General features: G+C 59.5%; 11 protein-coding genes. 5 read left to right on the plus strand and 6 right to left on the minus strand.

The genetic code is table 11. The features are described 5' to 3' along the window. The first annotated feature begins 195 nt into the window (after window positions 1-195). The 4 genes from mutY to recG all read left to right on the plus strand — a co-directional run bounded on the left by mutY (window position 196) and on the right by recG (window position 4,661). Window positions 196-1,233, plus strand: coding sequence for an A/G-specific adenine glycosylase (gene mutY, locus JAO73_RS16125; RefSeq protein WP_233169245.1), 1,038 nt, complete (start codon window positions 196-198; stop codon window positions 1,231-1,233). 159 nt (window positions 1,234-1,392) lie between these two features. Beyond that, a complete protein-coding gene (locus JAO73_RS16130; protein ID WP_198978176.1) occupies window positions 1,393-1,821 on the plus strand; it encodes a single-stranded DNA-binding protein in 429 nt (142 codons plus the stop codon). A gap of 144 nt (window positions 1,822-1,965) precedes the next feature. Continuing rightward, the gene (gene gldD, locus JAO73_RS16135) at window positions 1,966-2,550 is read left to right on the plus strand and encodes a gliding motility lipoprotein GldD (protein ID WP_317191235.1); all 585 of its coding nucleotides are present in this window, start codon (window positions 1,966-1,968) and stop codon (window positions 2,548-2,550) included. Between the two features lie 11 nt (window positions 2,551-2,561). Continuing rightward, a complete protein-coding gene (gene recG / locus JAO73_RS16140) occupies window positions 2,562-4,661 on the plus strand; it encodes an ATP-dependent DNA helicase RecG (protein ID WP_190928310.1) in 2,100 nt (699 codons plus the stop codon). 71 nt (window positions 4,662-4,732) lie between these two features. On the opposite strand, the gene JAO73_RS16145 is transcribed toward recG, so the two are convergent. Continuing rightward, complete coding sequence (locus JAO73_RS16145) at window positions 4,733-4,960, minus strand: hypothetical protein (protein WP_198978177.1); 228 nt, start codon at window positions 4,958-4,960, stop codon at window positions 4,733-4,735. 320 nt (window positions 4,961-5,280) lie between these two features. On the opposite strand from JAO73_RS16145, the gene JAO73_RS16150 reads away from it, so the two are divergent. Then, window positions 5,281-6,753, plus strand: coding sequence for a hypothetical protein (locus JAO73_RS16150; RefSeq protein ID WP_198978178.1), 1,473 nt, complete (start codon window positions 5,281-5,283; stop codon window positions 6,751-6,753). A gap of 71 nt (window positions 6,754-6,824) precedes the next feature. Here JAO73_RS16150 and JAO73_RS16155 read toward each other — a convergent pair whose 3' ends face one another. The 5 genes from JAO73_RS16155 to JAO73_RS16175 form a co-directional block, all read right to left on the minus strand. Beyond that, the gene (locus JAO73_RS16155; RefSeq protein WP_198978179.1) at window positions 6,825-8,615 is read right to left on the minus strand and encodes an acyl-CoA dehydrogenase FadE; all 1,791 of its coding nucleotides are present in this window, start codon (window positions 8,613-8,615) and stop codon (window positions 6,825-6,827) included. Window positions 8,616-8,785: 170 nt separating this feature from the next. Then, the gene (locus JAO73_RS16160) at window positions 8,786-9,970 is read right to left on the minus strand and encodes an acetyl-CoA C-acyltransferase (protein ID WP_198978180.1); all 1,185 of its coding nucleotides are present in this window, start codon (window positions 9,968-9,970) and stop codon (window positions 8,786-8,788) included. A gap of 121 nt (window positions 9,971-10,091) precedes the next feature. Then, window positions 10,092-12,500: a 3-hydroxyacyl-CoA dehydrogenase/enoyl-CoA hydratase family protein gene (locus JAO73_RS16165; RefSeq protein WP_198978181.1), complete on the minus strand. Its 2,409-nt coding sequence runs from the start codon at window positions 12,498-12,500 to the stop codon at window positions 10,092-10,094. 88 nt (window positions 12,501-12,588) lie between these two features. Further along, on the minus strand, window positions 12,589-13,068 hold the full coding sequence (locus JAO73_RS16170; protein ID WP_198978182.1) for a MarR family winged helix-turn-helix transcriptional regulator: 480 nt from the start codon (window positions 13,066-13,068) through the stop codon (window positions 12,589-12,591). A 166-nt stretch (window positions 13,069-13,234) separates the two neighbouring features. Next, the gene (locus JAO73_RS16175) at window positions 13,235-15,016 is read right to left on the minus strand and encodes an AMP-dependent synthetase/ligase (RefSeq protein WP_198978183.1); all 1,782 of its coding nucleotides are present in this window, start codon (window positions 15,014-15,016) and stop codon (window positions 13,235-13,237) included. Window positions 15,017-15,067 lie beyond the last annotated feature (51 nt).

Genomic DNA, 15,067 nt, shown 5'->3' on the forward strand with positions numbered 1-15,067 from the left:
TAGGCAAGAAAATCCCGAATTCCAGCGTAAGCCTTTGCCTGGTAGGCGGTTCGCCCTTGAATTGGGGCCACAAAGGTAACCCCATTTTTTTGTTTTACCAATCTACCCTCCGAAACAAAGGCTGGGTCCAATTTATTCTCTTTCAAAATTTTGACGAAACTTCCCTCGCGCCCTTCCTTCCTGGCGTCTGCCCTTTTGGCCTGGTATCCGCGGCACCACCGCGACCTGCCCTGGCGCCACACCCGCGACCCCTACGCTATATGGCTATCTGAGGTAATACTGCAGCAAACCCGTGTGGCTCAGGGCCTCCCCTACTACGAAACCTTTCTGGCCGCCTACCCTACCGTGCAGGACATGGCCGCCGCGCCCGAGGCCGAAGTGCTGCGCTACTGGCAGGGCCTGGGCTACTATTCCCGGGCCCGCAACATGCACCGCACGGCCCAGCAAGTGGTGGCCGAGCACGGCGGCAAGTTTCCGGACACGTATGCCGAGCTCATCAAGTTGCGCGGCGTGGGACCGTACACAGCCGCGGCCATTGCCTCTTTTGCTTTCGATGAGGCCGTGGCCGTGCTCGACGGCAATGTGTACCGGGTGCTGGCCCGCATTTTCGGGCTGCATTCCGACATTGCTGCCCCCAGCTCGCGCAAGGAGTTCCAAGCCGTGGCCGACCAGCACATACCGGCTACGGCACCCGCCGACTTCAACCAGGCCATCATGGAGTTTGGGGCCATTCAGTGCACGCCGGCCAAGCCCGACTGCCTGTTCTGCCCCCTGCAAAGCCAATGCTGGGCGTTTAATCATGGCCAAGTGGCGTTGCTGCCCGTGAAGAGCAAGGCCAAGGCGGCGCGCACGCGCTACTTCCACTACTTCGTGCTGCGCCACGGCGACCTGACCTACCTACGGGAGCGCCGCGAGAAAGACATCTGGCAGGGCCTCTACGACTTTGCCATGGCCGAAACGGTAGAGCCCGACTTGCCGGCCACTGAACTGGTGCGCCACCTCGACGCGCTCGGAGCCGACCTCGACACCAGCCAGGCGGCCGAGCCCACCTCGGCCTACCGGCACGTGCTCAGCCATCAGAAGCTGGAAGCCCGGTTCCATCCAATGGCGCTGACCCAGCCGCTGCCCGAAACCACGCTGCGTGATTTGGGCCTGCGGGCTTATTCTGCTGCCGAGATTGAGGCATTGCCCAAGCCCAAGCTCATCGCCAACTACTGCAGCCAGCATTTGTAGAGGGAGAATTGTTGCCTGGATTCTCGTTCCCAATGCAATTAGCTTTTACAGCAAAATATTTTAGCAAAATAGTAGCAGAATAAGATTTAAGTTCTTATCTTTAAGGCAAGAAATGGCCGGGTGGCCCTTTTGATTCTGTATTTCCTAACGTGCAATAATATGGCCGGAGTGAACAAAGTGATTTTGGTAGGCAACTTGGGCAAAGACCCCGAGGTGCGTCATTTGGAAGGCGGCGTGAGCGTGGCTCACTTCACCCTCGCTACCAACGAGTATTACAAGGACAAGCAAGGCACCCGCGTGGAGCGCACCGAGTGGCACAACATCTCGGCGTGGCGCGGCTTGGCCGACATGGCTGACAAGTTCCTCAAAAAAGGCCAGCAAGTGTACATCGAAGGCAAGCTGCGCACTCGCCAGTACCAGGATAAGGACCAGCAAACGCGCTACATCACCGAAATCATCGCCGACGAGATTTCGATGCTGGGCGGCCGGCCACAGGGCAGCAATGGTGCTGCCGGGGAAGCCAGCGGCGCTGCCGAGGCGCCGCAGACCTTCCGGCAGGAGCCGGAGTTGGACCAACTGCCTTTCTAATCAGTGGCGTTGTGATTTTTAAGAAAAGCCCCGGCACTCGCTCGGGGCTTTTTTCGTTGCCTTCGGCACAAGCCACCGGTTACCTTTGAAGCTTGAGGCGCGCACCGGGGTTGGGCGCGGCCGTTTATCAACCTATTCTACGTGGTGTCGAACCTGAAAAAACTTCCGGGCCTGGTGGCGCTGGCGCTGCTGGCGGCTTGTTCGTCGGCGCCGGACTTCACGCCCAAGCCCAAGGGCTACAACCGCATCGACCTGCCGCCGCACCGCTACCAGGAGCTGCCGGGCAACCATCCGTACTCCTTTGAATACTCAAAAGAGGCTGTGATTAAGCGCGACTCCTCGTATATGGCCCAGCCGCACTGGCTGAACGTGTATTACCCCAAGCTGCACGCCAACGTGCAGATTACCTACATGGATGTGCAGCGCGACCGGCGCCTCTATAATAAGATGATGGAGGACGCCCGCAAGCTTACGGGCAAGCACGAAATCAAGGCCACGGCCATTGACGAGCGGATTCTGAAAACGCCCAGCGGCATGCGCGCTTCGGTGTTTGAATTGCAGGGCGAAGTGCCGAGCCAGTTCCAGTTTTACACCACCGACAGCACCCACCACTTCCTGCGCGGCGCGCTGTACTTCAAAACGGCGACGGCGAACGACTCGCTGGCGCCGGTGATTGAGTACGTGAAGACGGACATGGTGCGGATGCTCAACACGCTGAAGTATAAGTAGAGGAGCGAAGAATGAGTAACTTCTTCAATACCCGGCTGGAGTTCTTACGGTCGGTGGGCAGCACGCAGCGGGCGCAGCTGCTGGGCAAAGAGCTGGGCCTCTTCACCTACGGCGACCTGATTCAGCGCTACCCCTTCCGGTACCTGGACCGCACGCAGGTGTACGCCATTGCCGATTTGCACGACGACCTGCCTTACGTGCAGGTGAAGGGCATGCTGCGCGGCAAGGAGCTGATTGGCGAAGGGCCCAAACAACGGCTGGTGGCCAAGGTGGGCGACGGCACCGGCGAACTGGAAGTGGTGTGGTTCAAGGGCGTGAAGTGGGTGCAGCAATACACCAAAAACAACCAGGAGTACATCGTTTTTGGCAAGCCGACCATGTTCAACGGCCGCCCGCAGATGGCGCACCCGGAGCTGGAAGAAGTGAGCGAGAACAAGCCGGGCCAGAGCTTTCTGCAGCCGGTGTATAACACATCGGAGAAGCTCAAAAACTACCACCGCGTCGACAGCAAGGCCATCATGCGCATGGTGGCCGAGCTACTGAAGCTGGCCCAGTCGCACATTACGGAGTCGCTGTCTCCGGCGCTGGTGCAGCAGTACGGGCTGATGCCCAAGGCGCAGGCATTGCAGCAAATTCACTTCCCGCAAAGCCCCGAGCTACTGGCGGCGGCTAAGTTCCGGCTGAAATTTGAAGAGCTGTTCTACGTGCAGCTGAAGCTGCTGCGGCAGCGCGACCAACGCAAGGTGACGCTGGCCGGGCAGATTTTTAACCAAGTGCCAACGCTGGTGGATTTCTACAAAAACCACCTCACTTTCGACCTCACCGGCGCACAGAAGCGGGTTATTCACGACATCTACAAGGACTTCTGCGCCGGCCAGCAGATGAACCGCTTGCTGCAAGGCGACGTGGGCTCGGGCAAAACCATCGTGGCCTTCATCGCCATGCTGATGGCGGCCGACAACGGTGCCCAAAGCTGCATGATGGCCCCCACCGAAATTCTGGCCGACCAGCATTACGTGGGCCTAAAAGTGTATGCCGATGCGCTGGGCATCAAGCTGGGCAAGCTGACGGGCAGCACGCCCACCCGCGAGCGCCGCGTGCTGCACGAGGAGCTGCGCAACGGCACCATGCACATGCTGGTGGGCACTCACGCGCTGCTCGAAGACGTGGTGCAGTTTAAGAACCTGGGGCTGACCATCATGGACGAGCAGCACCGCTTCGGGGTGGCCCAGCGCTCCAAGCTGTGGCAGAAGAACCCCCACGTCATCCCGCACGTGCTGGTGATGACGGCCACGCCCATCCCGCGCACGCTGGCCATGACGCTGTACGGCGACCTCGACGTGAGCGTGATTGACGAGTTGCCGGCCGGCCGCAAGCCCATCGTGACGGTGCACCGCTACGACGCCAACCGGCTGAAGGTGTTCGAGTTCATCCGCGACCAAGTGAAGCTGGGCCGCCAGATATACATCGTGTACCCGCTGATTGAAGAGTCGGAAACGATGGACTACAAGGACCTGACTGATGGCTACGAGAGCGTGGCCCGGGCCTTTCCGGAATTTCAAATCAGCATCGTGCACGGCCGCATGAAAGCCGAGGAGAAAGACTTCGAGATGCAGCGCTTCATCAAGCGCGAAACCCAGATTATGGTGGCCACCACCGTTATCGAAGTGGGCGTGAACGTGCCCAATGCCTCGGTGATGGTGATTGAAAGCGCCGAGCGGTTTGGCCTTTCGCAGTTGCACCAGCTACGCGGACGCGTCGGCCGCGGCGCCGACCAGAGCTACTGCATCCTGATGACGGGCTTCAAGCTGAGCAAAGACGCCCGCACCCGCCTCGAAACGATGGTGCGGACCAACAACGGCTTCGAGATTGCCGACATCGACCTGAAGCTGCGCGGCCCCGGCGACCTGATGGGCACCCAGCAAAGCGGCGTGCTCGACTTGCTCATTGCCGACCTTTCCAAAGACGGCCGCATCCTGAGCGAAAGCCGGGCGGCGGCTCAGGCCCTGCTGGCCGAAGACCCCAACCTAGTGCACCCCGACAACCTCAACATTCGGCGTCACATCGAGAGCTTACCCGCTACGGCGGTGAACTGGAGCCGCATCAGCTAGTTAAATCACAGTTGCGCTTGGCCCACGGGCAAAAAAAAACGACTTCTGAGAAAGTCGCTGAAAGTATTCGGCTAGAACATTTCGGTAATAAAACCGCTGCCGCTTTGCTGCGGTCGCTGCTCTCGCGTGGGCTTCACGGGCTCGGAAGTGAGCACTTGGTGCACCAGTACTACCGAAGAAGTATCGGGACGGGTTTGAGCGGCAACAGGCTGGGCGGCAGTAACGGGAGTAGTGGTTTTAGCAAACTTGCCTCCTACAATGAGGGCTGATAAGAGGGAAAACTTAAGCAGAGATTTCATAATAACTATATATAACAGCGGGGTCAAAAGTACGACGCAACTTGGATTCAGTCAAGTACTTCGTCGGAATGTCTTGTTGAGCGTGGCTGAAAAAAAGCGTACAAAGCGGACAGGCGGGCCCTGAGGCAGAAATTTCGATGAGGAAATTTGCTTACACAAAGGAAACGGGTTCCCAATACGAAGTCGTTGCGAACAGGTTATGCTTTGGCGAACATTTTTTTTCGATGGGGTCAAGATTAGGGCTTCGGCCAATAAAAACCTGGTCGCAAGCGCCGGAATGGCTACTTTTGGAAGCCCTGATGGGCCATATTTCTTTTCTTATGATGCAATCGCACTTCAAATATATTCTGCGTCGGGCTTGGCTGCTGGGCGCGCTGGGCTGGGCCGTTACCAATAATGATGCCGCAGCGCAGAAGGTGAAGTCGGCCCCGTTCAGCTACCTGCCCGAGCAGGGCTCCGACCGCTACGACATGCGCGTGCCCACCAAAACGCTGCCCTTGGCCGACGGCTCCGGCTTCGTCATTCTGGCTCACCAGAGCGCCGGCGGCTACTCCGTGGAGCGCTACGACGCCGACCTGAAAAAGCAGTGGAGCACCACCATTCCCATTACGCCCGGCGAAACCCTCGAAGCCTTTGGACGCGGCTCGAAGCAGGCGCTGGTGGTGCTGCACCACAAGGACGACGCCGGTCAGAACCTGGCCGTAGTGGCCGTGAACCTGCAAAACGGCCAGCGCAGCCCCGCCAAAGTGGTGATGAGTGTGTCGCCCCGCGACCGGCGCCCCGGCGTCTCCATCTCGCCCAACGGCAGCCGGCTGCTGGCCTTCCGCTACCTCACCTACGGCCAGCAGGTGAAGAGCATTGCGGCCACGCTGTTTGACCAGGATTTGCTGAAACTAGAAGACAAAACCTACGATTTCCGTGACCTGGGCGATTTCTTCTCGCCGGCCGTGCACGTGGCCAACGACGGCACGCAGTACGTGACGCTGGTGAGCGACGGCATGAAGAAACTAACCGTGCGCCGCTACCTGGCCGGCCCGGCCTCGGAGGTGAAGGTGCTGGGCGTGCCCGTGGGCGGCGTGTTTGGCGGGCGCACGGTGACCGTGCGCGACACCAAATTCACGGTGCTGGGCGATGGCAGCCTCTACGCCGCCGCCCTGTGCGCCGACTACGCCACCGGCGAGTACTACAGCTTGAAAGTGGTGAAATACGACTTCAGCGGTAGTGGCGACATGAAATTTTCGCCGGAGTTCCGCTTCACGCCCGCTTACTTGGCCGAAGTGAGCAAAGCCAGCGGCCTCGACGTGAAGCGCCTCGACGACGTGTACCTGACCGACCTGCTGCTGAGCGCCGACAAGCAACTGGTGGTCATCGCCGAAAAGCATTTTGAGGAAGGCGGCAGCGAAGCCCCGGTGCACGCCCGCGAGCTGCACATGTTTGGCTACAACGAGTTTGGCGCGCCCACCTGGCACAGCATCGTGGCCAAAGACCAAGTGGCCCCGGCCGTGGATGCCTACACCGGCATTGGCTTCCGCGCCGCCATCTTCGGCAACACGCTGCAGCTGCTGACCCTGGAAAACCTGAACAAGAAATCGGACCTCTACCTGCGCCGCGTAAACACCCAAACCGGCGTGGTGGGCCCGCCCGAACGCCTCAAGCTGAACGTGGCCGACGACCAGCAGCTGGCCTACGTGAAGGACTTCACCACCTGGCTGGGCGAAAAAACCATCATCGGCGTGAGCCGGCCGAGCAAGAAGTCAGCGGCGCTTCAGCTGGAGAAAATAGCGGTGAAATAGCTCTCGCCCGACCACAGAAAAGGCCGCTCCTGGTTCAGGAGCGGCCTTTTTTTATTCGCTGTGCTCGTGGCTTAGAACACGTATTCGTTGGCTTCGATGAGCTTGGCGGCCACGCGGCGGCGGGCTTCCTTCACGTTCACCAGCTCGGCTTTGGTGAAGCGCTTCAGGCCCATGAGCAGCAGGCGCTGCTCATCGCCCTCGGCCATGCTGCCGATGGCGTCTTTGCCGGCTTTCTCTACCAAATCCACGGCGTCGGCCAGGTACACGCGGGCCATGTCGGCCTGGGCGGCCACGGCCTCCTCGCCTTTCAGCGATGCTTCCTTCTCCACGCGCAGCAGGGTACTTTCGGCGATGTAGGTTTTGATGGCCATGTCGGCGATGTTCATCAGCAATTCCTGCTCTTTGGCCAGGGTGGCGGTGAACTTCTGCACGGCCGAGCCAGCCACCATCAGAATGGCTTTCTTCAGGTTGGCAATGGTTTTCATCTCCTTGCTGAACAGGCCGGTTTCCTCGTCCTGGCTCATGCTCGGGATGCTCATCAGCTCCTGCTGCACGGCCTGGGCCGGGCCCATCAGGTCGATTTCGCCCTTCAGGCCCTTCTTCAGAATCATGTCAACGGCCAGCAGGCGGTTGATTTCGTTGGTGCCCTCGAAAATGCGGTTGATGCGCGAGTCCCGGTAAGCGCGGTCCATCGGGTAGTCGGCCGAGAAGCCGTAGCCACCATACACCTGCACGCCTTCGTCTACCACGTAGTCCAGCACTTCCGAGCCTTCCACTTTCAGAATGGCGCACTCCACGGCAAACTCGCGGGCGGCGCCCAGCAGGGCCTCGTTGGCCCCTTTGCCTTCGGCCATGAGCTTCTGCTCCATGCGATAGATGTCGTCGCCGGCGCGGTAGATGGCCGATTCGACGGCGTACATGCGGATGGCCTGCTGGGCCAGCTTGTGGCGAATAGCGCCAAACTTACTGATGGGCAGCTTGAACTGCACCCGCTCGTTGGCGTATTTGATGCTCTGATTAGCCGCGCCTTTGGCACCGCCCAGGCAAGCCGCCGCCAGCTTGATGCGGCCGATGTTCAGCACGTTGAAGGCGATGAGGTGGCCTTTGCCAATCTCACCCAGAATGTTCTCCTTCGGCACCAGCGCGTCGGTCAGGAACACTTGGCGCGTCGACGAGCCCTTGATGCCCATTTTGTGCTCCTCGTTGCCGAGGCTTAGGCCGGGCGTGTTTTTCTCCACAATGAAGCCCGTGAACTGCTCGCCGTCAATCTTGGCAAACACGATGAACACGTCGGCGAAACCAGCGTTGGTAATCCACATTTTCTGGCCGTTCAGCACGTAGTGCGTGCCTTCGGCGTTCAGCACGGCTTTGGTCTTGGCACCCAGGGCGTCGGAACCGGAGCCGGGCTCGGTGAGGCAGTAGGCGCCCATCAGCTCGCCGCTGGTGAGGCCGGGCAGGTACTTGGCCTTCTGCTCGTCGTTGCCGAAGTACAGAATGGGCAGCATGGCGATACCCGTGTGGGCCGCAAACGCCACCGGGAACGAGTGGCCGCCGCCCACGCCCTCGGTCACGCGCAGGGCCGTGGGGAAGTCCATGTCGAGCCCGCCGTATTGCTCCGGAATGCTCACGCCGAACAGGCCGAGCTGGCCGGCCTTCTCCATAAGGCCGCGCATCAGGCCCTCCTCGTGGTTGTCGAGGCGGTCGAGCAGCGGCGACACTTCCGTTTGCACGAAGTCCAGACAGGTCTGGTACATCATGTTCTGCTCTTCGGTAAAGTCAGCCGGCGTGAAGACGCTCTGCGCATCGGTCGGCTTGATGATGAACTCGCCGCCTTTCAGGCTGGCATTCTGCGTTACTTCCATGACGGTTGAGTTGGATATTGAAGGTTAAAAGTGTTCGGCACGCCTACTATTTTGAGAAACAACGGGGCAGCCGATTTAGTGTTGCAAGATATGAAAAAATGTTAGGCGTGCCGAGTATTTACTGAAAAGAAAACCCCGGCGTTCGGGGTTTTCTTTTCAGTAAATACTCGCTACTTCAGCAGCTCGTAGATGCCGGCGACGCCCTGGCCGCCGCCCACGCAGGCCGTGACCATGCCATACTTCTTGCCGCGCTCGCGCAGCTCGTCGAAGAGCTGGATGCTGAGCTTGGCGCCGGAGCAGCCCAGCGGGTGACCCAGAGCGATGGCGCCGCCGTTCACGTTCAGCTTCTCAGGGTCGATGCCCAGCTCGCGCACCACGGCGATGGACTGCGAGGCAAAGGCTTCGTTCAGCTCAATCAGGTCGATGTCGTCGAGCTTGAGGCCGGCTTGCTTGAGCACTTTCGGCACGGCCTTGATGGGGCCCATGCCCATGATGCGCGGGTCCACGCCTTCGGAGGCGTAGTTCACCATGCGGGCAATGGGCTCCAGGTTCAGCTCCTTCACCATGCGCTCCGACATCACCAGCACGAAGGCCGCGCCGTCGGAGGTTTGGGAGGAGTTGCCGGCGGTCACGGTGCCGTTGGCGGCGAACACGGGGCGCAGCCGGGCAAGGGCTTCTACCGAGGTGTCGGCGCGGGGACCTTCGTCGGTGTCCACCACATAGGAGCGGTTTTTCTTCTTGCCGGTGGCCTGGTCGAGGTAGGTTTCCTCCACGGTCACGGGCACAATCTGCTTCTTGAACTTGCCGCCTTCGATGGCCTTAATGGCCTTCTGGTGCGAGCTGTACGAGAATTCGTCCTGGTCCTGGCGGCTGATTTTATAGTCGTTGGCCACGGCTTCGGCGGTGAGGCCCATGCCCATGTAGTAATCGGGGTGCTGCATGGCCAGCTTGTAGTTGGGCACGGTTTTCCAGCCCACGGTGGGCACCATGCTCATGCTTTCGGTGCCGCCCGCGATGATGCAGTCGGCCATGCCAGCCGAGATTTTTCCCACGGCCATGGCAATGGTTTCGACGCCGGAGCCGCAGTAGCGGTTCACGATGAGGCCGGGCACGTTGATGGGCAGCGCTAGCAGCGAAATGAGGCGGCCCATTTGCAGGCCTTGCTCGGCCTCCGGCACGGCATTGCCGACGATGACGTCGTCGATGCGCGTGGGGTCGAGGGCCGGCACCTGGGCCACGAGGTGCTTGATAACGGTGGCCGCGAGGTCGTCGGGCCGGGTGAAACGGAAGCCGCCGCGCGGGGCTTTACCCACGGCGGTGCGGTATCCGGCAACGATATATGCAGTCTGGTTCATGTTGTTTGAAATGTCATCCTGAGCGCAGCGAAGGACCTTATCAATCCTCAACTGCTAGGGGTTATGAACCTAACAAAGGCAGCTATGATAAGATGCCGCCCCCGTTAGCATGACAATTTGATTAGTTGCGCAGCGGCTTGCCAGTGGTCAGAATGCTCTGAATGCGCTCCAGGGTCTTGCGCTCGCCGCAGAGGCTGAGGAAGGCTTCGCGCTCCAAGTCCAGCAGGTACTGCTCGCTCACTTCGGTGGGCGAGGACAGGTCACCGCCGCACATCACGTAGGCCAGTTTGTCGGCAATGAGCTGGTCGTGGGTCGAGATGTAGTTGCCTTGCTGCATGGCGTACACGCCGGTTTTGAACATGGCCAGTGCGCCTTTGCCGTGCACTTTGATGTTGGTTTTCGGCGTGGGCTGGGTGTAGCCGGCATCGGCCAGCTCCAGCGCGGCAGCTTTGGCGGCGGCGATGACGCGGTTGCTGTTGACTACGATTTCGTCGCCGCGGCGCAGGAAGCCCAGGTCGAAGGCTTCGGCGGCCGAGGTTGAGACTTTGGCCGTGCTGATGGTCATGTAGGTGTTGCGGAGCAGGTTGAATTCCGGCTCGCCTTCTTCGTACTTGGCGGCCGTGCGCAGGGTCATTTCCTTGGTGCCGCCGCCGCCGGGAATCAGGCCCACGCCGAATTCCACGAGGCCGATGTAGGATTCGGCCGCGGCTACCACGCGGTCGCAGTGCAGGTTCAGCTCGCAGCCGCCGCCCAGTGTGAGGCCATGCGGGGCACCCACCACCGGAATGCTGCTGTAGCGCATCCGCATCATGGCGTTCTGGAACTGCGAAATCATCAGGTTCAACTCATCGAATTCCTGCTCCAGGGCCTGCATGTACACGAGGCCGAGGTTGGCGCCGGCTGAGAACTGCGGGGCGTCATTGCCCACCACGAGGCCGCGGTAGCTTTTTTCGGCCATGTCCACGCCGCGCAGCAAGCCTTCGATGACGTCCTGGCCCAGCGCGTTCATCTTGGAGTGGAACTCCACGTTCAGGATGCCGTCGCCGAGGTCGACCACCGAGGCGCCGGAGTTTTTCCAGAGCACCTTGCCGCTGGCGCGTAGGTTGTCGAGGATGATGAAGTTCTCTACGCCCGGAATGGCCTGGTAGCTCTTCGATTCGATGTCGTAGAACTGGCGCGCGCCGCTGGCGTCCACCTTGTAGAAGGTCGGGTTGCCGGCGGCCAGCATTTCTTCTATCCACGGCGCCACGTTGCGGCCAGCTGCTTTGGCCAGGTCGATGCCGGCTTGCAGGCCCAGGGCGTCCCAGGTTTCGAACGGGCCCATTTCCCAGCCGAAGCCGGCGCGCAGGGCGTCGTCAATCTTGTACAGCTGGTCGGAGATTTCCGGCACGCGGTTGCTCACGTAGGCAAACAGGCTGCCGAAACTCAGGCGGTAGAATTCGCCGGCTTTGTCTTTCCCTCCTACTAGTACTTTGAACCGGTCGGCCAGCTTGTCGATGCTCTTGGTCAGCTCCAGCGTGGCGAATTTCACCTTCTGGCTCGGCTTGTATTCCAGCGTGTTGAGGTCCAGCGCGTGAATTTCCGACTTGCCGCCTTCGCCCTTCACTTTCTTATAGAAACCCTGGCCGGTTTTGTCGCCCAGCCACTTGCTCTCGCCCATCTTCTTCACGAAATCGGGCAGCATGAATACGTCCTTCGCCTCGTCGTTGGGCAGGCCCTGGGCCAGGCCGTTGGCCACGTTGATTGTCGTATCAAGGCCCACCACGTCGGAAGTGCGCAGGGTGGCCGACTTCGCGTGGCCAATCACCGGGCCGGTCAGCTTGTCGGTTTCTTCCACGGTCAAACCCAGCTTTTGCATGGTCTGCATGGCGTCGAGCAGGGCGAACACGCCCACGCGGTTGGCAATGAAGCCGGGTGTGTCCTTGGCCAAAACCACGGTTTTGCCCAGGTACAAGTCGCCGTAGTGCTGCAGGAAATCCAGCACCTCCGCGTCGGTATCCGGCGTCGGAATGATTTCGAGCAGCTTCAGGTAGCGCGGCGGGTTGAAGAAGTGCGTGCCCGCAAAATGCTTCTTGAAATCCTCCGACCGGCCCTCGGCCAGCAGGTGAATCGGAATGCCCGAAGTGTTGCTGGTGATGAGCGTGCCGGGCTTGCGAAACTGCTCAACCCGCTCGTAGAGGCTCTTTTTGATGTCGAGCCGCTCTACCACGACCTCAATGGTCCAGTCGCAGCCGGCAATGTCTTTCAGGTTGTCGTCGAGGTTGCCGGTTTTGATGCGGCTGGCGTCGGCCTTGCGGTAGAGCGGCGACGGGTTGGCGGTGATGGCGGCCTGCAGCGCGGCGTTCACGATGCGGTTGCGCACGGCGGGAGCGTCCAGCTTCAGGCCTTTTTTCTCTTCGTCGGGCAGCAGCTCCTTGGGCGCAATGTCCAGCAGCAGCACCTGCACGCCAATGTTGGCGAAGTGGCAGGCAATGCGCGAGCCCATGACGCCGGAACCCAGCACGGCAACTTTCTTGATGGTTCGTTTCATCCTCTTTCTTGGGTGGTTAGGGGTAATGAGGTGAGGGAATAGTAGCGGCATACCGAGCGCCGCGAAGCACCTCGGACCGGTAGCGTTTTTAAGAAGCAGAGCTTTCTTGCCGCAATGGTTTCAGCACAAAGTCTTCGAAAAGGGTTTTGCCCTCAATCATGCCCGTAATCTGGGCGGCTACTTTAAAGAAATTATCGAGCTGGCTCTGCGGGATTTTCTCGCGCACTTTCAGGTTGAAGTGGCGCACGGTCTGGCGCGACACCTCTTTTTTCTCCAGCCCGAGCGGGGTCAGAAAAATGCGCACCGAGCGTTTGTCCACCGAATCGGCCTGTTTGTAGATGAGGCCTTTTTCCTCCATGCTGCGCAAAATGCGGGTCAGGCTGCGGGTTTCGAGGCCCAGCAGCGGCGCAATTTTGGTAGCCGGCGTTCCCTTCTCCTGGTCGATGTTCAGCAACACAAAGCCAATGCTGGTGGTGATGTCGTTCTGCGCCGCCTGGGTGTTGTACATCCGCGAAATCGCATGCCAAGCCACTTTGATGTTGTAATCGACGGTTTCTTCGGGTTTCATAAGCAGACGGTAAGTGCGGTAAACTTACGAAAAATTTGTTAGGCTTGCATACTAGTTTCCAATTAAAAAAGTTGGAGAAGCGCCGCCTTTGCCGGCTTCCCCAACTTCCTTTTTGTGTGCGCAAACCAGCGAAAGGCGCCTCTCTGACGCCCTTCGCCAGAGTCGTTTAACGCTTCTCGGCCTGCAGGTACAGGCTGTCGATGAGGTCCTTGTTATTCTCGGTAATCACCTTGCGCTTCACCTTCATGGTGGGTGTCATCTCGCCGCTTTCCACGGTCCAGAGTTCGGGCAGCAGCACAATGCGCTTCACCTGCTCCCACTGCGCGAAGCTTTGGTTGTACTTCTTCACCAGCCCTTCGAAGAGGTCCACGATTTTCTCGTTTTTGATGAGTTCTTCGTTGGAGCAGTCGCAATTCACGTTGTTGCGCTTGCACCAGCCCTTCAGGTCCGAGAACGAGGGGATGACCAGCGCGGAGGGAAACTTCTGGTCGGCGCCCACCACCATGGCCTGCTCAATGAGCGGGTCTTCCTTCAACTTGCCTTCGATGACCTGCGGGGCAATGTATTTGCCGCCCGACGTCTTGAACATCTCCTTCTTGCGGTCGGTGATTTTCAAGAATTTGCCGTTCACCAGCTCGCCAATATCGCCGGTGTGGAACCAGCCCTCCTTGTCAAACACCTCAGCCGTGAGGTCGGGCTTGTTGTAGTAGCCTTTCATCACGGAAGCCGACTTGGTCAGAATCTCGCCGTCCTGGGCAATTTTCACTTCCATGTTGTCGATGAGCGGGCCCACAGTGCCAATCATGTTGTTCTCGGGCTCGTAGCCGCCCACAGCAATTACGGGTGAAGTTTCGGTGAGACCATACCCCTCCATGACCCGGATGCCCGCAGCCCAGAACACACGCGCCAAGCGCGGCTGCAGGGCTCCGCCGCCGCTCACAATGCAGCGCAGGTTGCCACCCAGCGCTTCACGCCATTTATTGAAAATGATTTTGTTGGCTAGCGCCAGTTGCGTGTTGTAGAGAAATCCCTGGTCTTTCTGCGTGTCGAACTTCAAGCCCAAATCCAGAGCCCAGAAGAACAAGCTTTTCTTGATGCCTTCCTGCTCGTGACCTTTGGCCACAATCTTGTCATACACTTTTTCCAGCAGGCGGGGCACGGTGGTGAAAATCTGGGGCTTCACCTCGCGCAGGTTGTCGGCAATCACGTCCATGCTTTCGGCGTAGTAGATGCTCACGCCGTTTATCATATACAGGTACGTTACCATGCGCTCGAAAATGTGGCAGAGCGGCAGGAAACTCAACGCTTTGTCGTCCTTCGTGACGGGCACAAACCGCTGCGAATTACGGCAGTTGCTCAGGATGTTGTCGTGCGTGAGCATCACGCCCTTGGGGCTGCCGGTGGTGCCGCTGGTGTAGATGAGGGTGAGCAAATCGTCGGGTTCCACGGCAGCCTTCAGCGGGTCGAGGTCGGCAGGATTGCCCTTTTTGCCAATCTCGAGCAGTTCGCTGAAGTGGCGAGCACCGTCAATTTTGTCGAACGTGAAGATGTTTTCGGCGGGAATGTCGAGGTCCTGCGTGGCTTCCTTCACCTTGTCGAACAGCTTGGCGTCGGCCACGAAAACGGCTCGCACGCCGGCGTCGGTGAAGATGTACTTGTAATCCTCGACGGTGATGCTGGGGTACATGGGCACGCTGGTGGCCCCGATTTGGGAGATGCCGAAATCGGCCAGCATCCACTCCGGGCGGTTCATGCTGATAATGGCCACCTTGTCGCCGCGCTTGAGGCCAAGCGACACGAGGCCCAGGCTGACGAGGTTGGCCTGGTCGAGCAATTGCTGGCTGCTGATGGGCACCCACTGCCCGTTTATTTTCGACGCCAAGGCATCGGGCTTGGGCGAAGTGGCAATTTGATGCGGGAGGATATCGAAGGCGCGACGAACGTCCATGAGGGTGGGATTTGCGAAAGCAGGCGAATGAAATTCACCTTAAATAAAAAG

Source organism: Hymenobacter miniatus, assembly GCF_016427455.1.
Lineage (GTDB): Bacteria > Bacteroidota > Bacteroidia > Cytophagales > Hymenobacteraceae > Hymenobacter > Hymenobacter armeniacus.